General features: G+C 38.1%; 21 protein-coding genes. 18 read left to right on the top strand and 3 right to left on the bottom strand.

Going from position 1 to position 25181, the window contains the following annotated elements; all coding sequences use genetic code 11:
• Window positions 1-12: 12 nt before the first annotated feature.
• Entirely contained in the window at window positions 13-633 is a 621-nt protein-coding gene (locus ABTP35_RS14255; RefSeq protein WP_293295445.1) for a sugar transferase, read from the bottom strand.
• A gap of 349 nt (window positions 634-982) precedes the next feature.
• Here ABTP35_RS14255 and ABTP35_RS14260 point away from each other — a divergent pair, with 349 nt between their 5' ends.
• Window positions 983-3022, top strand: a complete 2040-nt coding sequence (locus ABTP35_RS14260) for a hypothetical protein (protein WP_375334272.1) — start codon at window positions 983-985, stop codon at window positions 3020-3022.
• A gap of 141 nt (window positions 3023-3163) precedes the next feature.
• Entirely contained in the window at window positions 3164-4366 is a 1203-nt protein-coding gene (locus ABTP35_RS14265) for a polysaccharide deacetylase family protein (protein ID WP_293295441.1), read from the top strand.
• Between the two features lie 27 nt (window positions 4367-4393).
• On the opposite strand, the gene ABTP35_RS14270 is transcribed toward ABTP35_RS14265, so the two are convergent.
• Window positions 4394-5461 (bottom strand): hypothetical protein, encoded by a 1068-nt coding sequence (locus ABTP35_RS14270; protein ID WP_375334273.1) that lies wholly within the window; start codon window positions 5459-5461, stop codon window positions 4394-4396.
• A gap of 4 nt (window positions 5462-5465) precedes the next feature.
• Window positions 5466-6902, bottom strand: a complete 1437-nt coding sequence (locus tag ABTP35_RS14275; protein WP_293295438.1) for an MBOAT family O-acyltransferase — start codon at window positions 6900-6902, stop codon at window positions 5466-5468.
• Window positions 6903-7147: 245 nt separating this feature from the next.
• Here ABTP35_RS14275 and gmd point away from each other — a divergent pair, with 245 nt between their 5' ends.
• From gmd to ABTP35_RS14355, 16 genes are all read left to right on the top strand, one after another.
• Window positions 7148-8272, top strand: a complete 1125-nt coding sequence (gene gmd, locus ABTP35_RS14280; RefSeq protein ID WP_293295436.1) for a GDP-mannose 4,6-dehydratase — start codon at window positions 7148-7150, stop codon at window positions 8270-8272.
• A 1-nt stretch (window position 8273) separates the two neighbouring features.
• Window positions 8274-9359: a GDP-L-fucose synthase family protein gene (locus ABTP35_RS14285; RefSeq protein ID WP_375334274.1), complete on the top strand. Its 1086-nt coding sequence runs from the start codon at window positions 8274-8276 to the stop codon at window positions 9357-9359.
• A gap of 63 nt (window positions 9360-9422) precedes the next feature.
• A complete protein-coding gene (locus ABTP35_RS14290) occupies window positions 9423-10727 on the top strand; it encodes a flippase (protein ID WP_375334518.1) in 1305 nt (434 codons plus the stop codon).
• A gap of 129 nt (window positions 10728-10856) precedes the next feature.
• Window positions 10857-12710, top strand: a complete 1854-nt coding sequence (gene asnB / locus ABTP35_RS14295) for an asparagine synthase (glutamine-hydrolyzing) (protein WP_375334275.1) — start codon at window positions 10857-10859, stop codon at window positions 12708-12710.
• 39 nt (window positions 12711-12749) lie between these two features.
• The gene (locus ABTP35_RS14300; protein ID WP_375334276.1) at window positions 12750-13457 is read left to right on the top strand and encodes a DapH/DapD/GlmU-related protein; all 708 of its coding nucleotides are present in this window, start codon (window positions 12750-12752) and stop codon (window positions 13455-13457) included.
• Between the two features lies 1 nt (window position 13458).
• Window positions 13459-14619, top strand: coding sequence for a glycosyltransferase (locus ABTP35_RS14305; RefSeq protein ID WP_293295430.1), 1161 nt, complete (start codon window positions 13459-13461; stop codon window positions 14617-14619).
• A 1-nt stretch (window position 14620) separates the two neighbouring features.
• A complete protein-coding gene (locus ABTP35_RS14310; RefSeq protein ID WP_293295428.1) occupies window positions 14621-15796 on the top strand; it encodes a hypothetical protein in 1176 nt (391 codons plus the stop codon).
• 91 nt (window positions 15797-15887) lie between these two features.
• Window positions 15888-16766: a glycosyltransferase gene (locus ABTP35_RS14315; protein ID WP_293295426.1), complete on the top strand. Its 879-nt coding sequence runs from the start codon at window positions 15888-15890 to the stop codon at window positions 16764-16766.
• Window position 16767: 1 nt separating this feature from the next.
• Window positions 16768-17889 carry a non-hydrolyzing UDP-N-acetylglucosamine 2-epimerase gene (wecB, locus tag ABTP35_RS14320; protein ID WP_293295424.1) on the top strand — a complete coding sequence of 374 codons (1122 nt, stop codon included), beginning with the start codon at window positions 16768-16770 and terminating at the stop codon, window positions 17887-17889.
• 20 nt (window positions 17890-17909) lie between these two features.
• Window positions 17910-19106: a UDP-N-acetyl-D-mannosamine dehydrogenase gene (gene wecC, locus ABTP35_RS14325; protein WP_375334519.1), complete on the top strand. Its 1197-nt coding sequence runs from the start codon at window positions 17910-17912 to the stop codon at window positions 19104-19106.
• An 18-nt stretch (window positions 19107-19124) separates the two neighbouring features.
• Window positions 19125-20186, top strand: coding sequence for a hypothetical protein (locus tag ABTP35_RS14330; protein ID WP_293295420.1), 1062 nt, complete (start codon window positions 19125-19127; stop codon window positions 20184-20186).
• 15 nt (window positions 20187-20201) lie between these two features.
• Window positions 20202-21215, top strand: coding sequence for a polysaccharide biosynthesis protein (locus ABTP35_RS14335; protein WP_293295418.1), 1014 nt, complete (start codon window positions 20202-20204; stop codon window positions 21213-21215).
• Complete coding sequence (locus tag ABTP35_RS14340) at window positions 21205-21633, top strand: WxcM-like domain-containing protein (protein ID WP_293295416.1); 429 nt, start codon at window positions 21205-21207, stop codon at window positions 21631-21633. The genes ABTP35_RS14335 and ABTP35_RS14340 overlap by 11 nt, the downstream gene beginning before the upstream one ends.
• Window positions 21634-21642: 9 nt before the next feature.
• Window positions 21643-22785, top strand: a complete 1143-nt coding sequence (locus tag ABTP35_RS14345; protein WP_375334277.1) for an NAD-dependent epimerase/dehydratase family protein — start codon at window positions 21643-21645, stop codon at window positions 22783-22785.
• Window positions 22786-22805: 20 nt separating this feature from the next.
• Window positions 22806-23939, top strand: a complete 1134-nt coding sequence (gene wecB / locus ABTP35_RS14350; RefSeq protein ID WP_293295412.1) for a non-hydrolyzing UDP-N-acetylglucosamine 2-epimerase — start codon at window positions 22806-22808, stop codon at window positions 23937-23939.
• 6 nt (window positions 23940-23945) lie between these two features.
• Complete coding sequence (locus ABTP35_RS14355; RefSeq protein ID WP_293295410.1) at window positions 23946-25148, top strand: glycosyltransferase family 4 protein; 1203 nt, start codon at window positions 23946-23948, stop codon at window positions 25146-25148.
• Window positions 25149-25181 lie beyond the last annotated feature (33 nt).

Here is a 25181-nt window from a genome sequence, read left to right on the forward strand (position 1 = left end):
CTCGGTATAGATTTACCCAAGTGCTTTTTTTCGCTCTTCATCGAAATCGGGTATTCCTGATTCTGCATCTAGGGCCACATCTTTTCTTAAGAGTACTTTTAAGGCGGTCTTGAACAATATTTTCACGTCTAGGACAAAGGAAAGATTATTTACATATTCAACATCTTTTTGAAGTCTAGTGTCCCAATCCAAAAGATTTCGACCGGATATTTGAGCCAATCCCGTTATACCTGGTCTTACTGTATGCCTAAGATTTTCTTCTTTAGTGTAGTAGGGCAAGTAACGCACTCTAAGAGGGCGTGGCCCTATTAAGCTCATATCCCCTTTTATAATACTCAATAGTTGTGGAATTTCATCCAAAGAAGATTTCCGTAAAAAAGTCCCAAATTTGGTCACTCGGAGTTCATCGGGTAGAAGCTTACCGTTTTCATCCGTCTTGTCAGTCATCGATTTGAATTTGATGATTGAAAATATTTTTTCGTCTTTTCCGGGTCTTGGTTGTAAAAAGAAAGGTTTACCATTATTTACAAATAATAGGATAACCCAGATTACCAAAAAAATGGGAAACAGCAGAACAAATCCAAAGACCGCCAAAACAAAGTCCAAAACTCTTTTAAAAAATAACTTGTACATAATAATCAGAGGTTTTTGTATTAACGCATTCTTCCTTGAGTGATTGTGTATTCATTGGGCTAAGAATTCCAAAAGGACTTTGAACGATTTTCAATTTCCCTCAAAAGTATTAAAATCAGCTATTTGGGACATGCTTTTCCTTCCAATATCTTAAAGTATGTTAAAAAAAGGTGCTTTTCATCGATAAGTAGGTATCGACGAAATCCAAAGGAATCCAAATTTGCGTACAAAGCGTGTATTTCATCGAATAAATATGTTTTTTGACGATTTAAGTTTTTCGAAGTGCTATTTTTAAACCCCATAATCCCACAGTGAACAAATGAAGCTTTTTTTTAGAACCCCACTTACAATGACATTTTTGGCAGTTATTATACTTTTTTTCAATTCTTGCGCCAAAGATAACGACCTATTTGACGAATATGTTTTAGCCCCGGACGAGGAGGAAGTTGTGGAACCGGATGATTCGTCAGGAGAAGATTCTGATGGAGAGACCAATAATGATGAAGAGGAAAATCCAGATGATGGAACTGACCCGGACGCTGGATCAGATCCAGATCAAGACAACCCTTTTGACGGTGTTGATTTTGACACTCCCGACAATCCGGAAAATACAAATAGAATTGAAGGTAGTTATACCCCTACCTCAATGGCGGATATTACCAATCCGGCCAATGCAAATTTAAAGGCAATCATCTCGGAATCATTTGAGTGCAATGGATGTACATTTGCAGCGGATCAGACCATTGAGCCTGCAGGTGGGGTAATATCGGGATCTAACATAGATTTAAATGGCGCTTATATAGTAAATACCTATAAACAAGCATTTGCTCCTTCGGCAACTTTTAATCAAGTGTATACGGCTTCTAGAATTAGTGCGGAGACATTTGGAGCCATTTCAGATGATGGTCAAGATGATACAGCAGCAATAGATGCCATGATCAATAACGTTCAGTTGGCTGTGGGGGCAGAAAATGGATCTTACATTAAAAACAGGCCTACAAACTACAGACGTTCAGGCACTTTGGATTGGAACATGTATGGCTCCGTGATAAAAGTAACCAGTGCTGCCAATTTTAATACAGGTCAAGTTTCAGTAGATGCAGTTTTTGATATTACCAACTTGTCACCAACCATTTACAATGGTGAATTTGATGGAACCGACACCTATGGTAGGCTTTTTTACCTGCATGGTCAAAATCACTTTGTGTTTCATAAATTGTATGTTCATAATTTTTATGCATCCTCTACATATAGGGCTGTGGCCTTTCGTTTTTCCATCAATGCTTCAGCCTCTGGATTTAAGTATGGTGAATTCTCGGACTGTGTAATAGATAGAATTGTGGCACAAGGTGATGGGAACTATAATAATGCGCCGGCGGGGATTGCAAAAGGTTGGTGGTATACGATGTCCGGAATTAATTATGGAGACCCTTTCCAAGTGATACACAAAAACAATGTGGTGACCAATATAATTGGAGATGATGCGGAAGCTTTTTACGCCATTCAAGGTGGAGGTTCTCTTGATCATGATAGCTCTTTTACTTTTGATAATGAGGATTATAGATATTGTACAAGAAGAGCCATTAAAGCTTGTGTGTCCAATGTTGAGATTAAAAACAGTTATTTTGAGGAGATACCGGAATCATTATTTAATTCAGCTCAACAAATGGGTACAATGATTGACTTTTTTAGTACTCAGAGCACCAATCTGATAAAGAATATTAGGGTACACGATAATGTAATCCGTACCGTTCCAGGTAATGATGCCCACTATTATCTACTTTCTTTGACCGAAGTCAACGATGCTATAATTACCAACAACACCTTTACCATGGAGAGAACAGGTAACTACGGTGGAGTTAGGTTAGGGTCCAATACAAGCTCGTACAATGGTGCATTACAGAACATACAGGTTACGAACAATACATTTAACAACTGTTATGTAAATACCATGTACCAATATCGTCCGGTTAACAATCAACCGATCGATGTTGATGGAAACTTGTTCAATTTCACTGCTTCACAAGGTGTAGATGTTGCGGCATTGAGATTCTCGCAAAATAGCGGAACGCATGGTTACGTTAATTTTACGAACAATTCCATCAATGTGGATATGAGTTCTCCAAACGGGATTAACGGAGTAATCGCAAGTAACGGTGTAAATGTCGTAGGAGTTACCATAGAAAATGTTGATGTCGCTTATTCCAATGGTTCATCAGCTAGGCCATTTGGATATTTAAGAGGAAGTTTTGATAGTTCAAACTCAATAAGGAATAGTAGTTTGGTGGGAGCGAATGGTACCAACGCACTAACAGTTTTGGGAGGGTCCCAATCTGTACAAGTGGTGAATAGTACCGATGCCAATGGTAATCCAATTACTGTTAATTAGCGAATTATAGGAGAATTACCATAAATAAAAATATTAATAATTGACTAACCTACAATTTCAGTTTATCTCTATTACTGAGATTGTAGGTTTTATTTTTTTGAATTATTACTTTCCAATTAAAATTTATTTACACAATATAAAATGAGGTTTAAGCACATTTATTTATTAATATTTTTTTTATCCTTAAATGTTCAATCTTGTTCCGATGATACTCAGATGTTTTTGGAAAGTGTTGTAGAGGAAGAAAATCCAAGTACTGATTCTGCTGAACCCAATGAAAAAGAAGATCCCGATGATAATATAGATGACTCGACACAAGATGATAGCGGCACTGTGGGAGATGATAATACATCTGATCCTGATTCCACTGACGACCCTGTAGATCAAGGGACAATCGACCCGACAATAGAAATTGCAACTTGGAAAAATTTTGCCGCAAGTGCAGTTTCACATACTTGGGATGATGCATACAAACAACAAGTTGATATTGCAATACCATTGTTTGACGAGTTTGATATGCATACCACGTTATTCGTTTTACCAAATAATATAGATAATTGGGACCCCTACAGAACAGCCTATCTAAATGGGCATGAAATAGCAAGTCATACAATGTCACATCCAGATTTTGATAAATTGAGCGCGACTGAAGTGGAATATCAATTAAGCCGATCTCAAGAAGTAATTTTTCAAAATATGGAGTATAACGATTGTTTGACGTTAGCTTACCCGTATTGTCACGCAGATAGTTTCAATCTTACCGAGAAATATTACATTGCCGCAAGAACATGTCAAAGTAGGATTGAAAAATCGACACCTGATAATTTTATGGAAGTTGCTGCCTTTCTTTGTGGTGAAGGCTCAGCTTATTACACGGCGGACCAGTTAAATTCCATAGCTAGATCAGCCAAGGATCAAACTGGATGGGGAGTTTACATGTTTCACTTAATAGATGGGACAGGAGGGTATTCTATCGATTCGGAGGTACTGCGTCAGCACCTCACTTTTTTAAGTTCCAATCCGCAAGACTATTGGGTCGATTCTTTCCTTAATGTTGTTAAATATATTAAGCAGAGAAATGTTGCGGAAATTAGACTTGTTGAAGAGAATTCCAATCAAATAGTATTATCTTATTCAGATATTCTAGATGATGAAATATTCGATTTCCCCATCACTTTTAAAAGAATGATATCAAGTGATTTACAAAGTGATGACATTCAAGTATTTCAGGACTCAAAAGAATGTGAATCCTTTGTGGTGGAGGAAATGGTTAATGGTTCATTAAAACGTTTTATTGTTTTCAATGCTGTACCTGATAGTGGGAATATTGTAATTCAACTGTAAACCCCATAAATAACAGATTCCAAGTAACTACCTATTATTATCCTCTAAATACGGTATAATTCTCTCAGTAAACAATTCCGACCCACGCTGGTTCAAATGATCTTTGTCATCCCAATAGTCTCTATTGGCCAGAAAGTCATAACTACCTAAATGTATTATTCCATTATCATCCAAAGGACCTTTTCTGTAATAGCTTCTTGAATAGGCGTAGTTTGATCCAACATCGATTAAAATTGGAATATAGATCATCTCGTTGTTGACTTCTTGTTTTTTTGCTCCCTTCACAGCATTACAAATAAATTTTTGTTGATTTTCTCTATTAAAGAAAAAATTGTTTTTCAATATAAGCTGCGTGGTTTTCCGCTTAAATTGTTTTAAGGTTTTGGCAATTTTGGAATCGTTCTTTTCTGTTTTGAATAGGTAATCGTTCAAATAAAGATTAAAGTTTTCATCCATACGGGTTCCCTCTCCTGTACCGATATATTTGTAATAATCAGATTCCAATATTTCATTGGTAACATTGATTTGTCCAAAACTTTTAGAAAGAAAGGACTCATGCCCATCATAATCCGTTTTCCTTCCCATCAAATTATAAGTGAAATATTCCAGGGAAAGTTTCGATTTTTTAAATAGAAAATTTAAGTAATCAAAGTTTATCGTTTGTCCGTTTTTTAATAATTCGGAGGAGGTGTACAATAGAGGAGTTAATTTATGCAGGCCTGAGTAAGGAATCTTTCCTTTTAGATATATAATTTTTTTTGGATTCGAAGACTTTAAAATCCTATTTTGAAAATAAAGTGTCAATTCGTTGCCATTGTGGGGAACACCCATGTTTATTGCTTTGATACCGGCTGAATTTAGCAAGGAATCGTTGATTCCTCCCTGCACGATTGAAGAACCAAGAAAAATCGTACTATTATCCAACAATTCCTTTCTGTTATTTATAGTATTTAGGTTCCAAGCCACTTTTTTATAGTGCGTGTCAATTGTTTTATATATGATAAAATCATCACTGAACGATTTTTCAGATAATATGTATGTCCCAACAAAGACAATAAATACGATAATGGATAACTCCTTTAAATAGCGTTTCATTTGATTAAAATTGGAAATAAATAAAATCCTGTTGATTGTCCATATACCCGATTATGGTAAAACACAAAACCAAATAGAAAACCCATCTGATCGATTTACTTTTCAAAGTTTGTTCGATACTTTCAATGGCATATAGTTTGGTTCTTCCAAACCATTCTATGATTAAAAAGAATAACAATAGAATGAATATAGAATATTCAATTTCAAAATTCATCGAAGAATTACTGAAAAAGATGTTTTTTAAGTACGAAAAAGCATGACCTATATTTTCTGCTCTAAAGAAAATCCAAGCGATTAAAGTAATACTGAATGTGGTAAGTAGCTGTAATAATTCCTTGGGTGTTGGGAGTAACCTGTTTTCGGCCACCGTATCAAGGTTACGACGATTTTTTTTGGCCAAAAGTAACGGAAGAAAATATAAGGCATTTAATCCTCCCCACACAATAAATGTCCAGTTTGCGCCGTGCCAAAAACCGCTGACTAAAAATATTATGAATGTGTTTCGTATTTTTTTTCCCAGCGACCCCCTACTGCCGCCCAAAGGAATATAGAGGTAATCCCTAAACCAAGTGGATAGGGATATGTGCCATCTACGCCAGAATTCTGCAATATCTCTTGAAAAATATGGAAACGCAAAATTTTGCATCAGATTGAAACCGAAAAGCTTGGAGATTCCAATTGCTATATCGGAGTAGCCGGAAAAATCCCCGTAAATTTGAAAAGCGAACAATAAAGCGCCCAATATTAAAACCACACCACCATAGTGTTCTGAATTGTCAAAAATTGTGTTCACATAAATAGCGCACTGATCTGCAATGACAACCTTTTTAAAAAGTCCCCAAAGTATCTGCCTGGTGCCATCCACGGCAAAGTTGTAATCGAACCTTCTCTTTTTGAAAAATTGTGGCAATAAATTGGATGCCCTTTCAATTGGCCCGGCCACCAATTGTGGAAAAAAGCTTACAAAAGCAGAAAAGGCAATAAAATCCTTAGTTGGGTTAAGATTCTTTCTATAAACATCTATGGTGTAGCTCAAAGTTTGAAAAGTATAAAAGCTTATACCAACTGGAAGGATAATATCTAGTGTGTAACCTTCGAATTTATAACCGAAAAAGCTGAATGCTGACTCAAAATTGGAAACAAAAAAGTTGTAGTATTTAAAAAATCCTAGTAATCCCAAATTTGTCAACAAACTTGTTATCAAAAGAATTTTTCTAGTACTCTTTTTTTCGGTATTGTCAAGGGCAATTCCAATCGAATAATCCACAATGGAGCTAAAAGCGATCAGTGACAAAAACCTATAGTCCCACCATCCATAAAAAACATAACTAGCCACTACTATCAGTAGATTTTGAAGTTTTAAGTTGTTTTTTGTTACGAACCAATACAGGAAGAAAACAATTGGAAGAAAAATTGCGAAATCAAATGAATTAAATATCATGTGAAGTAATTAATACTAATAGACAATTCTATGATTCAAACCTATTAAAAAGAACAGTCTTTGAAAATGTATTTCGATGAAAACAGAATTAAGCACTTCAAAAGGTACTTTTAAGGTTTTATGGGATTAAGATATGCTTATAATTGAAGATTGGAAACCAAAAAGATTATTCCATCCATAAAAAAACGCATTTCATATAATATTACTTGCAAACTGTGGTTTAATACACATCTTTGTAACAAAATATGAAAACCGTGGCAAAAAAAGCATTGATTACTGGGGTGACCGGACAGGATGGCGCCTATCTTAGTGAATTTCTTTTAAAAAAAGGATACGAAGTACATGGATTAAAAAGACGTTCTTCCCTTTTCAACACTGATCGTATTGATCACCTATATCAAGATCCACATGTAGAAAACAGGAATTTTATCCTCCATTATGGAGATATGACGGACAGTACCAACCTTATCCGTTTGATACAAGAAATCCAACCCGACGAAATTTATAACCTAGCTGCCATGAGCCACGTTCATGTTAGTTTTGAAACACCTGAATACACAGGGAATGCGGATGGATTGGGTACTTTAAGGATCTTGGATGCGGTACGTTTGTTGGGCCTTGGGGATAAAACAAGGATATATCAGGCATCTACTTCCGAACTTTATGGAAAAGTTCAAGAAGTGCCCCAAAGTGAAACAACCCCTTTCTACCCGCGTAGCCCTTATGCAGTAGCAAAAATGTATGCATATTGGATTACGGTGAACTATCGGGAAGCATATAATATGTACGCCTGCAACGGTATCCTTTTTAACCACGAATCTCCGATACGTGGGGAGACTTTCGTAACGCGTAAAATTACCAGAGCCACCGCTCGTATAGCGCTTGGGTTGCAGGATAAGTTCTATCTTGGGAATTTGGATGCACAAAGAGACTGGGGACATGCCAAGGATTATGTTCGAATGATGTGGATGATTTTGCAGGCAGACGAACCTGAAGATTGGGTAATTGCCACAGGAAAAACTACTCCCGTTCGCGAATTCGTGCGAATGAGTTTCAATGAGGTGGGTATCGAATTGGAGTTCAAGGGAGAAGGCGTGGATGAAAAAGCATATGTGAAAGCTTGCCATAATCCAGAATATCAAATTGAAATAGGCAAGGAGATATTGGCCGTTGATCCGCAATACTTTAGACCAACAGAGGTGGATCTTTTGATAGGAGACCCTACCAAGGCCAATACAAAGCTGGGATGGAAACCCGAATATGATCTACAGGGCCTAATAAAGGATATGATGCAAAGCGATCTAAAGTTGATGCAAAAGGAACAGTTCCTAAAGGACGGAGGCTATCGCATCCTCAACTATTTCGAATAACATGAAGTTAGACGCAAAAATTTATGTGGCCGGTCATAGGGGATTGGTCGGTAGTGCTCTAGTAAAAAACTTACGGTCAAAAGGATACGGCAATATAATTGTTAGAACACACGCTCAACTGGATTTGACGGATGCCATAGCTGTCGCAAACTTTTTTGAAGAGGAAAAGCCGGAGTATGTGTTTTTGGCTGCGGCCAAGGTTGGTGGTATCGTAGCAAATAATACCTATCGGGCGGAATTTATTTATGATAACTTGATGATCCAGAACAATGTGGTTCACCAAAGTTACCTTCATGGTGTAAAAAAATTGATGTTTCTGGGCAGTACTTGCATCTATCCAAAAAAATGTCCGCAGCCCATGAAGGAAGAGTACTTGCTGACCGATGTTTTGGAATATACCAATGAACCATACGCAATAGCTAAAATTGCAGGGATAAAACTTTGCGAAAGCTATAATTTACAGTATGGAACAAATTTCATCTCCGTAATGCCCACGAATCTATATGGTCCCAATGACAATTTTGATTTGGAAAAATCCCATGTGCTACCAGCATTGATCCGTAAAATACATTTGGGCAAAGCTTTGGAGGAGAACAATTGGAAGTTGATTGATGAAGATTTGAAACGATTGCCCATTGAGAACATTTCAGGTTCATCTTCAAAAGAATCCAAGCTGGCCGTCCTAAAAAAATACGGTGTTGATAAAGTAAGTGAAGAAAAGGTAACTGTGGAGATCTGGGGTAGTGGCAGACCACGTAGAGAGTTCCTTTGGTCTGAGGATATGGCAGATGCCTGTGTTTTTTTAATGGAGAACAGGAGTTTTACCGACACCTACCAAAACGATCAACCCGAAATTAGAAACACCCACATCAATATTGGTACGGGATCGGATGTTTCCATTGCCGAGTTGGCAAAATTGATCAAGGAACTTATTGGTTTCAAAGGAGAATTTGTTTTCAATACGGATAAACCGGATGGCACCATGGAAAAGCGGACCGATGTCACTAAACTTAATCAACTGGGCTGGACGCATAAGGTCGAAATTAATAAAGGACTATCCCTTATGTATGAATATTATCTTCAGTAGGGAGTATTATCAAACCTAAATAATTAACCTCATTACATCGACTTGATAGCCAAGCTCAAAACATTGTTAAGCAAAAACTCGGGATTTGCCAGGTACCTCAAAAACACCTCTTGGTTAATGGGCGAAAAAGTGTTGCGCCTTTTGATAGCGCTGAGTGTCGGAGTTTGGGTCACCCGCTATCTTGGACCGGAGCAGTTTGGAATACTGAGCTATGCCCAAAGTTTTGTGGGCATTTTTGCGGCACTTTCCTCTTTGGGACTCAATGATATCATTATAAGGGAACTGGTAAAAAATCAAGATAATAGAAATCTCATCTTAGGTTCATCTTTTGGTTTACAGACCCTAGGTTCTACAATTATCATGTTGATATTGATCATCAGCATTTATTACAATGATAATGAACCCCTGACCAATAAGATCATTATTATTCTGGGATTGCTCACATTCATTAATAGTTTCAATGTCATCGCATCTTATTTTCATAGTCAGGTAAAGAGTAAATTCTATGCCATTGCGGGATTGGTCGGCGTAATTATTTCTGCTTTGCTGAAGGTCTATTTGATATTGGGCAACTATTCGTTGATCTATTTTGTTTATGTACTTGCTTTCGATGTCATTTTTTTGGTGACTGGGCTGATTTGGTTCTATAAAAAGTCCGGGGAGTCCTTGCTGAAATGGAAATTTTCCTGGAAGATGGCAAAGGAGCTTCTAAAAGATGCTTGGCCTTTAATCTTGAGTGGTATCATTGTTTCCATTTATATGAAGATCGATCAGGTGATGATTCAGGAATATCTGGGGAACAGTGAAGTTGGGCAATATTCGGCAGCGGTTAGGCTTAGTGAAGCATGGTACTTTATCCCAACAATAATTTGTAGTTCACTGTTTCCGGCGATCATTAATGCAAAGTTAAAAGACGATACCCTATACAAAGATCGTTTGCAACGGTTGTATAATTTAATGGTAGTTCTGGGTGTGGTCATCATATTGCCCGTACTAACATTGAGCGATTGGATGATCAATCTTTTGTATGGCGAGGCTTTTCAACGTTCTGCAGGAGTTTTGAACATACATATTCTAGGCAGTGTGTTTGTTTTTTTGGGTGTGGCCAACCAAAAATGGTTCATCAGTGAAAACTATCAGGCTTACAATATTATTTGTCTAGGTATGGGCATGGTAGCCAATATCGCTTTAAATGTGATAATGATACCCAGAATGGGAATAATGGGAGCAGCATATGCGACTTTAATTTCCCAGTTCGTGGCGTCGGTCTTGGCACCGGTATTTTTTAATAAAACGAGAAATTCCTTCTATATGATGCTCAGGGCATTGTTTTTCGTTCAGGTTTTTAAGGATGGAAAAATTGTCTAAAAGCACATTGGGATAGCATCACAAAGGGCAATTTTTGTCCATAATTTGAGTTTTTTTAATGTCCCCGGGATATAAAATATCCGCAGGAAACAAGATAATGTAGCAACCAATCAACAAAACTAAAATATAATGTGCGGAATATTAGGAACGATACCTACTTCAGATCAGGGTCTATTTAAACAAGCTCTGGATACGCTAACACATCGTGGTCCGGATAGTTATGGCATCGAGCATATTTCGGAGGATGTCTCTTTAGGGCATAGAAGACTATCTATTTTGGATATTTCTGAAAATGGTAGCCAACCCATGATCCATGAAAGTAAACGGTATGCCATTATTTTTAATGGGGAGATCTACAACTTCCTGGAAATAAAAAAGGAGCTGGAGCAGTTGGGGCATACATTCAAGTCTTCTTCGGATACCGAGGTTTTGTTGAAATCATATATTCAGTGGGGAGAAGACTGTGTTTTAAAATTCAATGGCATGTGGGCCTTTGGAATTTGGGACGCGGAAGAAAAGAAGCTCTTTATGTCGCGTGACAGGTATGGCAAGAAACCTTTGTTTTATGCAAACATAAATGGCAAGTTTGTTTTTGCTTCGGAAATGAAGGCCATCTTCCCCTTTATGGACCGATTGGAGGTCTCAGATGACTTTCACTGGATGAAGAAGAACATATTCTTTTATGAGGCTACCGAAAAATGTCTTGTAAAAGGAATCAAGCGTTTTCCAGCAGGTCATAGTGGACATTATGAAAGGGGTGAGTTAAAAATATATCGCTATTGGAACACTTTGGACCATTTAGTCGATGTCCCCAAAACCTATGAGGAGCAAGTGGAGCAATTCAGGGAGCTCTTCATGGATTCCTGTAAACTTCGCATGCGTTCCGATGTAACTATTGGTACAGCGTTGAGTGGGGGCTTGGACAGTAGTGCGACGATTGCTGCAATGGCGAACTTGGCAAAAAACAACAATAGCTACTCGGACGATTGGCAACATGCCTTCGTGGCATCTTTTCCAGGAACTCCCTTGGATGAATCACACTATGCAAAAATGGTTACGGATCATTTGGGTATAGGAGCCACATTCGTGGATATTGATCCTTTGAAACATTGGGAAAAGCTTGAACATTATTTCTATTTGTTCGAAGACTTGTATATCACATCCCCATTACCAATGATCATGCTGTACGGGGCCGTTAAGGAAAATGGAACCACGGTGACCTTGGATGGCCATGGAGCGGATGAGTTGTTGAGCGGTTATCAACAAGGTACCTTGGAGAGCCTCTGGGATGCAAGGTTCAATGTAAAGAATACAAAAGATATCCTGAATATTTACCAAGGTTCCATAAATGAGGATAAGGTACAGTATGACAGGGTAGGTAACTGGAAACTGTATCGTGATTATATGATCAGGAAGACAGGGAAAAAGGTTTTGGGCAAAAAAATGCCGTCCGTGGATAATAACCATCCCAATTTTAAAAAACTGGACAACCTGTCCCAGTATCTCTATGCCATGTTCCATGAGAATATTCTACCTACTTTGTTGCGTAATTATGATAGGTATGCCATGATCAATAGTGTGGAAATTCGTATGCCATTTATGGATCATCGAATCGTAAGTTTTGTGAATTCGTTGCCATATTCCAGCAAGATCGGGAATGGATATACCAAAAGGATCGTAAGAGACGCTCTGGATCCATATTTGCCCAAGGAAGTAACGTGGAGAAAATCAAAAATAGGATTTAGCTCCCCAATTGTGGACTGGATGCAGAACGATCTGTCCGAATGGTTTATGGATACCACCAGCTCAAATTCATTTTTACAATCGGACCTGGTATCCAACCCTACCCAATTAAGAGATAGGATAACATCCATTGTGAATAAGGAAAATCATAATTTTACCGAAGCACAAAAATGTTGGACAGAATTATCTCCATACATTTGGGGCAATGCCATTTTAAAAAATAAAGCTGTGTCGGTATAAGGAATCCCTGAAATTTCCTAGCTAAAAACAACAAGAGGTATGTTCAATAAGTTAAAAAAATTGGTACTTTCAAGTTCCCTCTTAACCAAGATGGCCAATTTTTATATACGTATCCATCTCAAAAGAACAAAAGATATCAGCTATCAAAAAGGAGCCTTTATTGGCTTCTCGGTAGAGTGTGAAGGTAAAAATGCTTTTGGTAAAAATAGTGCCATTGTCTCTTCAAAAATCGGGTATGGCTCCTATTTGGCGGAAGGAGCTAAATTGGCAAAGGCAAGTATCGGAAGATATTGTTCCATTGGTCCCAATGTAAATTGCATCTTTGGCAAACATCCCGCCAACACTTTTGTATCGACCCACCCATCTTTTTTTGCATTAAAGACCCCTGTGGGATTTACATATGCAGATGAACAACATTTTAAAGAATTCGCCGAACCGCACAAAGGAGGCTTTAGTATTACCATAGGCAATGATGTTTGGTTGGGTGCCAATGTGGCTTTAATGGATGGTGTAAAAATAGGGGATGGCGCTATAGTTGCCGCCAATGCTTTGGTAACAAAGGATGTAGAGCCTTTTTCCATTGTAGGGGGTGTTCCTGCAAAATTGATAAAGAAACGTTTCCATGATGATGAAATAGCATTTTTGCTGGAATTTAAATGGTGGGAAAAAAGTAGGGAATGGATAATGGAGAACGCTTCGCATTTTAGAAATATCGAAGGTTTTATGGAACATCATAAAAATACTTGAAATGAGAATTCCCATTGTGGTGGTCGCATACAACAGGCCAAGGTCACTTTCTAGATTATTAAGATCATTAAAAACGGCAAAATACCCTCATGACGATATTGATTTGATCATTAGTATTGATAAAGCCGAAAACAACCAGCAGGTTTTGGATTTGGCCAATGATTTTCAATGGGAGTATGGTACTAAAAAGGTTATTTATCAAGAAATAAATCTGGGACTAAGAAAGCACATTTTAAAATGCGGGAATTATAGTTTGGAATACGGAGCGGTAATCGTTCTGGAGGATGACCTTTATGTGTCACCAAATTTTTACCTATTTGCTGAACAGGCACTTACATTCTCTACAAAGGAATCAAGCATTGGGGGAGTGTCACTGTACAATCACCAACTTAATGTACATACCCGCCAAAATTTTTCACCACATCAAGATGGTTTTGATAACTGGTATTTTCAATTTGCTTCTTCTTGGGGCCAGGCATGGACAAAAGATCAGTGGACGGGGTTTATGGACTGGTATAAAAATGAACCTGATATTGATAGTAACGAACAGGTACCCGCATATGTGAGGAGTTGGTCCCCAAAATCATGGTTAAAATATAACATTGCCTATTTAGTGGAAAAAGATAGGTACTTCCTATACCCAAAGATATCCTTGACCACAAATTTTAGCGATGCCGGCACACATGTGGGCAACGATAGTACTATTTATCAAGTTTCACTGGATTTTGGGAAGGAAAGGCAGTATAAATTTTCCATAGTACAAGACTCAAATGCGGTGTACGATGCCTATTATGAGAATAAAAACTTGCATCAAATATTAGGATTGGAAAATGATGAATTGTGCGTGGATCTATTTGGATACAAACCTCTACATGGTCAAAAGTATTTACTCTCATCCAAAGTGTTGGATTTTAAGACAATACGGTCTTTCGGTAGATCTTTGAAACCACATGAGGACAACGTTCTTCAGTCGATAGAGGGGAAGGAGCTTTTTTTATATGATACGACCATAGAAGCGAAAAATCCGAATATATCCGACTTTGAAAGAAAGATTGCCTATAATTATAAGCAAATACCATTCAAATGGACCAGAAAGCTGTTTTTTGTGCAATCCCGCCAAAAGTTTAATAACCTATTAACTAGAATAACCAAAAAGCGATAAAGTGCTCAAAACGATACGTGAAATAGGAGTGCCTTTTGTGGCATTGTTCTTTATCTACCTTTTAAATCCGTATGGGTTGAATATTTATGTTGGATATCTCATTGCAGCTTTGATTTTACTTCAAAAGAGTTTCCTTGTAAAAAATGTGGATGCTGGTTTTTGGCTGTTATTCGTTTTCTCGGTTATTTATGCAGCTTTTTTCTCATTTGATCCGATAGCGGGAAAACAGTATATTGTTATTTATGCGGTTGTTCCTGGATCATTTTATCTACTTGGTAAATTCTTTGTACGAAAGTTCAGCCAGAACACTGATAAGATATTTTTAATTCTCCTGATATCGAGTGTGGTTTTTTCTTCCACTGGAATTTTATCAGTTGGTACTGTAATTTCTGATTCAGGCTTTGTTGAAGTAGATCGTAACCTTCCAAATTTTTGGACAGGACAGATAACTCCAGCTACTAAAATGGGTGCTTTTTTTACCCTTATTATGTGTATTCCAGCTCTAATTCTTGCTAGAACGGTAAAGGTTAATTTAATTGCTAGGATAATATTACTTGGACTATTTGCAATTTCGGTTCTTTGTGTTTTAAGGATAGGCAGCAGGACACAATTAGGTGTTTTTATTATTACATTTTTAGTGTCGCTTATTTATTTGATTCCCCGGCAAAAGTTTAAGAGGAATATGGTTATTTTTTCATTGATCTTTATGTCGATATTTTATGTGTCCACAAAGGTAAGTTTTGATTTGGACCAAGATTGGTTGGCAGCTTATGCCAACAGAATGGAAGATAGTGAAGATTTTGCATCGGGGGGTGGACGTACGGATCGTTGGATGAAGTCCATGGAATATTTGTTTACAAAACCGTTGGGATGGAGCGAACATGAATTTGGGCATGCTCATAATCTTTGGTTTGATGTGCTGCGTATTGGAGGTTTCATTTCATTTTTTTCATTGATATTTTTTACTATATATTCTTTTAAAACAGTATTTACTGCTATTTCTAAGGATAAGACCAAAACTTCATTCAACAATCAATTAATAGTTTATACTATCGCGTTTACATTGGTTTTTACGGTTGAACCTATCTTAGAAGGGACGTTTGACTTTTTCGCCCTTTTTTGTTTTTTCATTGGGGTGGTGAAAAAATACAGTGCCGATAATCCAGTAATTGAGTAAGGTTATCCAATAAATCTTTTGCCCGTGATACTTTAGCGTACTTTTATATCGTTTTTAACCTAAATTTAGCAACCTGACCATTACCCCAAAAATGAACAAACTGGCTGTTCTTCTCACGTGTTTTAATAGAAAAGATAAAACCATAGCATCCTTAACAGCTTTACACAAAGCGCATGATGAATTTTCGGATGGCTGGGAAATGTCCATTTATCTTACCGATGATGGGTCAACGGATGGAACCTCCGAGGCCGTATCCAAAAACTTCCCACATGTAAAAATTTTAAAGGGAGATGGAAACCTGTTTTGGGCAGGGGGCATGCGCAATTCTTGGAGCGAAGCCTTGAAAGGGGAATACGATGCTTTTCTTTTGTTGAATGACGATACCTATGTCTATCCCCATCTTTTTGATGCCGTACAAAAAACACATAAGTTCAGTAATTCCAATTATGGGATGGGGGGCGTATATGTTGGTTCAACCGTTGATGCTGAAACAAAAAAAATTAGTTACGGAGGTAGTATTTTTAAGAATCGGTTTTTGGCAAAAATGAAACGATTGGAGCCAAAGAACGAACCTGTACCATGTGAGTTGGGGAATGCCAATATTTTATGGGTAAGTAAAAATGTGGTGGACAAAATTGGCATGCTTGCAGACGGTTACGTTCACGGTATGGCAGATTACGATTATACACTGAGGGCTACAAAAAAGGACCTTCCGGTTCTTATTATGCCCGGGACCGTAGGAGAATGTATCAATGATCATAGCGATCCATATTTGAAATTTATGAAACTATCGCTAAAGGACAGATATAAAATGCTCCATAATCCAATCGGGTTTGATTTTGTTTCTCAGACCCATCACATGAAAAAGCATTTTCCGATAAGGCTGCCAATATTTCTTTTAACGGGATATTTTAAAGTACTTTGTCCAAAATTATATTATCAACTCTTATATAAAAACAGAAAAAACTGATATGCGGAAAAAGAACCTCATTGTTTTTGGAACTAGACCGGAGGCCATCAAAATGGCACCTTTGGTCAAAGCGTTCCAAAATTCAGATGAATTTGAAACCAAGGTATGTGTAACGGCACAACACCGTGAAATGTTGGACCAGGTTTTGGATTTTTTTGAGATAACTCCTGATTTTGACCTTGATTTAATGAAACCGGGACAAAATTTATATGGTTTGACCGCAGCTATAATAACCAATATGCAGTCGGTTTTGGAATCTTATAAGCCTGACTTTGTTTATGTACATGGAGATACCACCACCACCATGGGGTCGAGTATCGCAGGTTTTTATTCCGGAGCAAGGGTCTGTCATGTGGAAGCAGGTCTACGAACCTTTAACAAATGGGCACCATTCCCAGAAGAAATCAATAGAAGGGTAACGGGTCATGTGGCCGATTTCCATTTTGCTCCGACTACGACCTCAAGTCAAAACTTACTGAATGAGGGCGTTGACCAAAAATCTATTTCGATTACTGGAAATACGGTAATCGATGCATTGCACGAAAGTGTGGAACGTGTTAAAACGTTGGATACCAAAGAACTTAGTGAACTTAAGACAAAGGTTTCCGATGATAAAAAAATCATTTTGGTCACAGGCCATAGACGTGAAAATCATGGCCAGGGCTTTATCAATATTTGTCAAGCATTGAAGGAAATTGCTGAAAAATTTGACGATGTTGAAATCGTTTACCCAGTACACCTAAATCCAAAGGTGCAAAAACCGGTCTACGAATTGTTGGGCGATATGGACAATATAAAATTGATCGACCCCTTGGCCTATCCAGAATTTGTTTGGTTAATGGATAAAAGCCATATGGTTATTACCGATAGCGGGGGTGTTCAGGAAGAAGCTCCCAGTTTGGGGAAACCAGTTTTAGTCATGAGGGATACCACCGAAAGGCCCGAAGCTGTAGAGGCGGGTACGGTTATTTTGGTAGGTACGGACAAGGAGAAAATTGTATCAAATGCTGTTACTTTATTAACGGATGATGATCAATATAAAAAAATGAGCAAGTTGCACAACCCTTATGGTGATGGTAAAGCTTGCGAGCGTATTGTTGAATTCATGAAAAATCAAGAATAGTGTCAGAAAATAAAGTAACCATGATGGGGTTGGGCTATATTGGCCTGCCCACCGCAGCTTTGATTGCAGGAAACAAGACCCAAGTTAATGGAGTGGACGTTAACCCAAGGGTGGTCGATACCATTAATAGGGGCGAAGTACATATTGTTGAGCCGGATTTGGACGTAGCCGTTTCAGAAGCTGTATCGGAAGGTTTTCTAAAAGCCAGTCTTGAACCTGAACAAGCGGATACTTACCTTATTGTGGTACCTACACCCTTTAAAGAAAAGAACGAACCGGATATTTCTTATGTTGAAGCTGCGACCAAAGCTATATTGCCCTTATTAAAGGAAGGAGATCTTTATATTATTGAATCTACTTCACCAATTGGGACAACTGAGAAAATGCGCGATCTGATTTATGATCAACGTCCAGAACTAACGGATAAGATTCATATGGCCTATTGTCCGGAGCGCGTATTGCCCGGAAATGTAATGTACGAGCTGGTACATAATGATCGTGTAATTGGAGGAATAGACGAAGAATCAACGGAAAAGGCCGTTGCATTCTACGCTGCATATGTTAAAGGTGAATTGCACAAGACCAACGCACGTACTGCAGAAATGTGCAAACTAGTTGAAAATTCGTCCCGTGATGTGCAGATTGCGTTTGCGAACGAACTTTCGCTAATTTGTGACAAGGCCGATATCAATGTGTGGGAACTGATAAAATTGGCCAATAAACACCCTAGGGTGAACATACTGCAACCTGGCTGTGGAGTAGGTGGACATTGCATTGCAGTGGACCCCTATTTTATTGTTTCCGATTACCCCATGGAATCCAAAATTATTGGTACCGCAAGGGAAATCAATAATTACAAGTCCTTCTGGTGCGCGGAAAAAGTGCAGAGTGAAAAACTGAAATTTGAACTGGAAAACGGCTATAAACCTAAAGTGGCCCTAATGGGGCTGGCATTTAAGCCAAATATTGATGATTTACGGGAGTCCCCGGCAAAGTATATCGTACAAAAAGTATTGCAAAACGTCAATAACGAAGAATACTTCATTGTTGAGCCCAATATATATTCCCACAACGTTTTTAAGTTAACGGATTACAAAACAGCTTTCGAAGAGGCCGATATTATTGTGTATTTGGTGGCTCATAATGAGTTTAAGGAGCTGCCCAAAAACCCAGAGAAACGTATATTGGATTTTTGCGGGGTTTTAGAAGCGAAATAGACATTATAAACTACAATCATGAACAATGTTTTAATTGTTTTGGCACAATCACTGGAGCAGCCTAGGATAGTTAAGAGGATCAACCAGAAAGCCAAGGATTATGAAAAAGTTCATGTATATGGTTTTACCAGAAACGTTCACTCGGTTCAAAATCATAAAGTCTTAGAGGAGAATGATAATGTTACGATTACTGTTGTTGGTCAGTTAAAGAACAACCAATATTTTCAAAGAGCTTTCGTTTTTATAAGGCTATTGCGGCTTATTTATGCAAAATATGGTTTAAGGAAAAAATCGATTTATGTTTTTGGATTGGACCTAAGAGCATTAAGTTTTTTTATAATAAACGCAGATGTGGATTATGAAATCAGTGACATAGTTTGGTTGTACTCTGGCAAAACTAAAAGAAAGTTGATGAGCTTTTTGGATAGGTTTCTTGCCGGTAGATCACGTAAGGTCGTATTTACGACCAAGAGTTTCTATGAAGGGTATTACAAGAAAAGCGTTTCAGAGTCCCAAGTGGTGGTTAAGGAAAATAAGTTGGAAACTTACAATCGGGTAAATCCTGTTGAAAAGATGCAAACAGACAAGCTGCGTATCGCTTACATTGGGGCTTTTAGGTATGCAGATATAATCAAGGGTTTAACGGAGGTAGTGGCAGCGAATAAAAATATCATTTTGAATTTTTACGGGGCTACCCATGGTGGCACCATTATCCAAGGTATTGAAAAAGCGGTGAGCGAAAATTCTAATATTCACTACCATGGGCCTTTTAAAAACCCGGACGATCTTGAAAGGATTTATGGTGAAAATAACTTGAATTTTGTTGTTTATAACAATAAACTGGAAAATGAAAAAGTGGCAATGCCGAACAAATATTATGAATCGGGTTTTTTTAATATCCCCATTGTTTGTGCAAATGGTACCTATGCCGGGGAAAGGGTGTTGAAAAACAAAATGGGATGGACCATAGATACAGATAAAGAATCGATTTCCGATTTTTTAAATACAATAACCATGTCAGAATTAATGGAATGCCATGAAAATATAAAGACATTGGATAAACAATATTTTGTAGCATAGTTAAATAATCAAAAGATGTTCAAAAACAAAACATTAATGATCACAGGGGGAACCGGGTCTTTTGGAAATGCGGTACTAGACCGCTTTTTACAAACAGATATCGGTGAAATACGCATATTCAGTCGCGATGAAAAAAAGCAAGATGACATGCGTAATCGGCTCAAAAACCCAAAAATCAAGTTCTATATTGGCGACGTAAGGGATTTTAACAGTATCAACCATGCTATGAAAGGTGTGGACTATGTTTTCCATGCAGCTGCTTTAAAACAAGTCCCTTCCTGTGAGTTCTTCCCCATAGAAGCAGCCAAAACCAACGTTTTTGGCACACAGAATACCATAGATGCCGCCGTTGCCAATGGAGTAGAACGAATTATTTGTTTGAGTACTGACAAGGCCGCATATCCTATAAATGCCATGGGTATTAGTAAAGCATTGATGGAAAAAGTAGCCGTTGCCGCTTCACGTAACATCCCTGGCGATGCCACCAAGGTATGTTTAACACGGTACGGAAATGTTATGGCCTCACGGGGATCTGTGATTCCATTGTTCGTTAACCAAATTAAGGAGGGTAATCCAATCACGGTAACAGACCCCCATATGACACGTTTTTTGATGTCTTTGGAAGACGCTGTCGATTTGGTTCTTTTTGCATTTGAACATGGGAATCAAGGTGATTTGTTCGTGAACAAGGCCCCTGCAAGTACCATAGGTGATTTGGCAGATGCCATAAAAGGGATTTTTAATGCGGACAATGAAGTAAAGGTCATAGGAACCAGGCATGGTGAAAAATTGTATGAAACGCTTTGTACGCGAGAGGAAATGCAGAAAGCTGAGGATATGGGAGAGTTCTATAGGATTCCCGCAGATAACAGGGACTTGAACTATAGCAGGTATTTTTCTGAAGGGGAAAAGGATATCAGCAGCATTGAAGATTATCATTCGCACAATACCAAACACCTAAACAACGATGAGTTAAAAAGAACATTGCTGAATCTTGATTTTATCAAAGAACAGTTGAATGCGGAATAATCTTGTGATTGCGGGAGATACCTTTCAAGATGAAAGGGGAGAAATGCGTTTTTTTAATTCGCTCAATATGAATGAAATAGTGCGTTTTTATGAAATTTCACCTGCAAATCAAGATATAATTAGAGGATGGCAGGGTCATCAGCATGAGAAAAAATGGTTCTATTGCTTATCCGGTGGTTTTGTGATCAATATTATCGAAATCAATGATTTTAACCGTCCATCGGAAGACCTGACTCCAATACGAGTTGAATTGGAATCATCGAATCCCAGAATCCTTGCAGTCCCGGGAGGTTTCGTAACGGCTATTAGGGCAACATCCAATAATGCTAGATTACAGGTGTTTTCGAACGCCGCTCTCAACGACTCAAAGAATGATGATTTTAGGTTCCCAATAGATCAATGGTCAGCCGAATGGTAAATTAATAAGATGGAAAAACATAAAATTGGAATTACAGGTCAAGCAGGGTTTATCGGAAACCATCTATATACCACTTTGTCTTTAAGAGAGGATGTGGAATTGGTCAATTTTGAGCGTTCCTATTTTGAAGATGTGGATAGGTTGTCAAAATTCGTTTCGGAATGTGATAGCATAGTCCATTTAGCAGCCATGAACAGGCACGAAGATCCAAAAGTGATCTACGATACCAATCTTAAATTGGTCGAAGATGTAATCGCTGCTTGCGAAAAATCCAAGGTTACACCACATATTATCTTTTCATCCTCATCACAAGAATTAAAGGATAATCTTTACGGGCAATCCAAAAAGGAGGGCAAAGAAAAGTTTATGGCATGGGCAGCGGAAACAGGAGGAAAGTTTTCTTCTTTGACCATTCCAAATGTATTTGGGCCATTCGGGAGACCAAATTATAATTCTGTAGTGGCGACTTTTTGTTATAAGGTGGCAAACAATGAAAAACCGACTATTCTTAATGATGGTGAAGTTGGACTTATATATATCAATGATCTAGTTCAAATTTTTATTGACACTATTTTTGGCGACCAGCAATCCAAACCCTTGAACAACAATGGTTTTGAAGTTGAAATAGAGCCCAACCTTTACGTTAAGGTCTCTCGGATATTGGAATTGTTGAACGGATTTAAATCCAACTATATGGAAAAGGGAATTTTTCCAAATTTGGAAGACCATTTCGAAAAGTCGCTGTTCAACACCTTCAGGTGCTATATCCCAGAATCGCATTATCCAGTAAAATATACCAAACATACCGATCCAAGAGGTAGTTTTGTAGAGATTGCCAGAACCCAGACTTCCGGACAGTTTTCTTTTTCCACCACTGTTCCCGGAATAACAAGGGGAAATCATTTTCATACCAGAAAGGCAGAACGTTTTGCGGTGATAAGTGGAAAGGCCCGGATTCAATTGCGTAAAATTGGAACGGATGAAGTCATCAACTATGATTTGGATGGTAAGGAACCTGCATATGTGGATATGCCCATCTGGTATACCCATAATATAACCAATACAGGAGAAGAAGAATTGATTACATTGTTTTGGATCAATGAACCCTATGATCCAGAGGATGCCGATACCTATTTTGAAAATGTTGAATAACAAACCATAAAACATTTAATTTGAAAAAGCTTAAAGTTTTAACCGTTGTCGGAACAAGGCCAGAGATCATACGCTTGGCATGCGTTTTAAATGCTTTGGATGCCAATGAGGCCATTGAGCATACTTTGGTACATACCGGACAGAACTACGATTACGAGCTCAATGAAATATTCTTTGAGGATTTTGGTATCCGAAAGCCCGATCACTTTTTGGGTGCAGCAGGAAAAAATGCTACCGAAACCGTGGGAAATATTTTAATTAAAATAGATCCGATTCTGGAGAAAATTGCACCAGATGCTTTTCTGGTACTAGGAGATACCAACTCTTGTTTGTGCGCTATACCTGCTAAAAAACGAAAAATCCCGGTTTTCCACATGGAAGCGGGAAATCGTTGTTTTGATCAAAGGGTGCCAGAGGAAACCAATAGAAAAATAGTGGACCATGTAGCGGACATAAATCTTACCTATAGCGATATTGCGAGGGAATATTTGCTGCGTGAGGGACTATCACCGGACAGAGTAATCAAAACCGGTAGTCCAATGTATGAAGTGTTACATCAGTTTAAAGGTAAAATCGAGGCCTCTACCGTTTTAAAAGATCTTGGCCTTGAAAAGGAAAAGTATTTTGTGGTGTCCTCTCACCGGGAAGAAAATATAAGCAATCCAAAAAATTTCAAGGGGTTGATAGAATCTTTGAATCAGATTGCCGAAAAATATAATTATCCAGTAATCGTGTCGACCCATCCAAGGACACGGAATATGCTCGATTCCAAAAATGTAAAGACACACAAGAACATCCAGTTTTTAAAACCTTTGGGCTTTTCAGATTACAACGCATTGCAAATAAACTCCTTTGCCGTGTTGTCCGATAGTGGGACAATCTCGGAGGAGTCTTCCATTTTAAACTTCAGGGCGTTGAATATAAGAGAGGCCCATGAGCGTCCCGAAGCTATGGAGGAGGCATCAGTGATGATGGTTGGACTGAATCCAGAAAGAATTTTACAGGGCTTGACCGCATTGGAAGTACAGGAAAGAAGTCCCAAAAGAAATTTCAGGGAGGTTACCGATTACACTATGCCCAATGTAAGTGAGAAAGTGGTTCGTATTATAATCTCTTATGTGGACTACATCAACCGAGTTGTTTGGTCGAAATAATTTTTTATGAAGAAGAAGAAAGTTCTTTTTTTGGCACTTGGATATCCGAATGTAGCAAGGTCCACCATTCTATATACGGACTTAATGCAGGAGTTTGGTGAGCAGGGCCACGATGTCTTGGTTGTAGCCCCTGCTTACGAAAAAGGTAATTATGGTTGTAGGGTAGAGGGTAAGGTAAAAGTATTGAGGGTAAAAACGCTGCCATTGTTTAAAGTGGGGGCCATTAAAAAAGGTATTGCAAATCTTTTACTGCCCCATCAATATAAGCGAGCCATAAAGAAAAACGGTGATCTGGATTTTGACTTGGTAATTTTACCTACACCACCAATTACCTTACTTTCCGTAGCTTCTTGGTTAAAAGCTAAAACTAAGGCAAAAGCAAAGACCTACCTGATTTTACGGGATATTTTCCCCCAAAATGCCGTGGATTTAAAAATGATGAAGAAGAATGGCGTATTCCACAAGTATTTTAGGAAACAGGAATTGAAATTATATAAGTTGGCCGATTCCATTGGTTGCATGTCCAAAGCGAACGTTGCATATGTTGAAGAACATAACCCTACTCTTGATCGTTCAAAATTACATTTATTGCCAAACTGGGAAAAAATACCAGCTCCCGTTTCTAAAGATGGAATTGAAGAGGTTAGTTCCAAATTGGGTGTTTCCGATAAATTCATGGCCATATTTGGCGGCAATTTGGGAAAACCACAACAGTTGGAGAACATTGTTCAGCTGGCAAAAAGCTGTGAAGATATCGAGGATATTTTCTTTCTGATTTTGGGAAGCGGTACGGAGAGTGAGCGCGTACGACAATTGATTTCGAAAAATAACCTTACCAACATAAGGTTGGTGGACCGTGTTCCCAAAAAAGAATATGTTCAGATCTTGGCTGCGGCAGATGTGGGACTCATTTCTTTACATGAAGAATTTACCATACCTAATTACCCATCAAAGGTGCTAACCTATTTTGGTCTTAAAAAACCCGTGTTGGCATCATTGGATTTAAGCACAGATTTTGGACAGATGTTGGAGGATACCAGATCCGGCCTGTGGTCCAAAGCAGGAGATATTGATGCCTTTAAAGAGAATTTGTTGTGGATGTACAGTAACAGAGAGAAAGCCATGGAAATGGGCCAAAACGGATATAATTACATGAAATCCCAATTAACGTCGGAAAAGGCCTATAAGACTATAATGGAAAATATTTGATTGAATCCAAAAACCCAAATCAACTAAAATAAA

This window comes from Flagellimonas alginilytica, assembly GCF_042134605.1.
Lineage (GTDB): Bacteria > Bacteroidota > Bacteroidia > Flavobacteriales > Flavobacteriaceae > Flagellimonas > Flagellimonas alginolytica.

Bases quoted from the DNA above. Each gene is read 5' to 3' on its own strand.
- wecB (WP_293295424.1), top strand. From the start codon at position 16,768: ATGCGGAAAAAGAACCTCATTGTTTTTGGAACTAGACCGGAGGCCATC.
- ABTP35_RS14260 (WP_375334272.1), top strand. From the start codon at position 983: ATGACATTTTTGGCAGTTATTATACTTTTTTTCAATTCTTGCGCCAAA.
- ABTP35_RS14270 (WP_375334273.1), bottom strand. From the start codon at position 5,461: ATGAAACGCTATTTAAAGGAGTTATCCATTATCGTATTTATTGTCTTT.
- asnB (WP_375334275.1), top strand. From the start codon at position 10,857: ATGTGCGGAATATTAGGAACGATACCTACTTCAGATCAGGGTCTATTT.
- ABTP35_RS14330 (WP_293295420.1), top strand. From the start codon at position 19,125: ATGAACAATGTTTTAATTGTTTTGGCACAATCACTGGAGCAGCCTAGG.
- ABTP35_RS14340 (WP_293295416.1), top strand. From the start codon at position 21,205: ATGCGGAATAATCTTGTGATTGCGGGAGATACCTTTCAAGATGAAAGG.
- ABTP35_RS14335 (WP_293295418.1), top strand. From the start codon at position 20,202: ATGTTCAAAAACAAAACATTAATGATCACAGGGGGAACCGGGTCTTTT.
- ABTP35_RS14345 (WP_375334277.1), top strand. From the start codon at position 21,643: ATGGAAAAACATAAAATTGGAATTACAGGTCAAGCAGGGTTTATCGGA.
- ABTP35_RS14255 (WP_293295445.1), bottom strand. From the start codon at position 633: ATGTACAAGTTATTTTTTAAAAGAGTTTTGGACTTTGTTTTGGCGGTC.
- gmd (WP_293295436.1), top strand. From the start codon at position 7,148: ATGAAAACCGTGGCAAAAAAAGCATTGATTACTGGGGTGACCGGACAG.
- ABTP35_RS14275 (WP_293295438.1), bottom strand. From the start codon at position 6,902: ATGATATTTAATTCATTTGATTTCGCAATTTTTCTTCCAATTGTTTTC.
- ABTP35_RS14265 (WP_293295441.1), top strand. From the start codon at position 3,164: ATGAGGTTTAAGCACATTTATTTATTAATATTTTTTTTATCCTTAAAT.
- wecC (WP_375334519.1), top strand. From the start codon at position 17,910: ATGATGGGGTTGGGCTATATTGGCCTGCCCACCGCAGCTTTGATTGCA.
- ABTP35_RS14315 (WP_293295426.1), top strand. From the start codon at position 15,888: ATGAACAAACTGGCTGTTCTTCTCACGTGTTTTAATAGAAAAGATAAA.
- ABTP35_RS14305 (WP_293295430.1), top strand. From the start codon at position 13,459: ATGAGAATTCCCATTGTGGTGGTCGCATACAACAGGCCAAGGTCACTT.
- ABTP35_RS14300 (WP_375334276.1), top strand. From the start codon at position 12,750: ATGTTCAATAAGTTAAAAAAATTGGTACTTTCAAGTTCCCTCTTAACC.
- ABTP35_RS14355 (WP_293295410.1), top strand. From the start codon at position 23,946: ATGAAGAAGAAGAAAGTTCTTTTTTTGGCACTTGGATATCCGAATGTA.
- ABTP35_RS14285 (WP_375334274.1), top strand. From the start codon at position 8,274: ATGAAGTTAGACGCAAAAATTTATGTGGCCGGTCATAGGGGATTGGTC.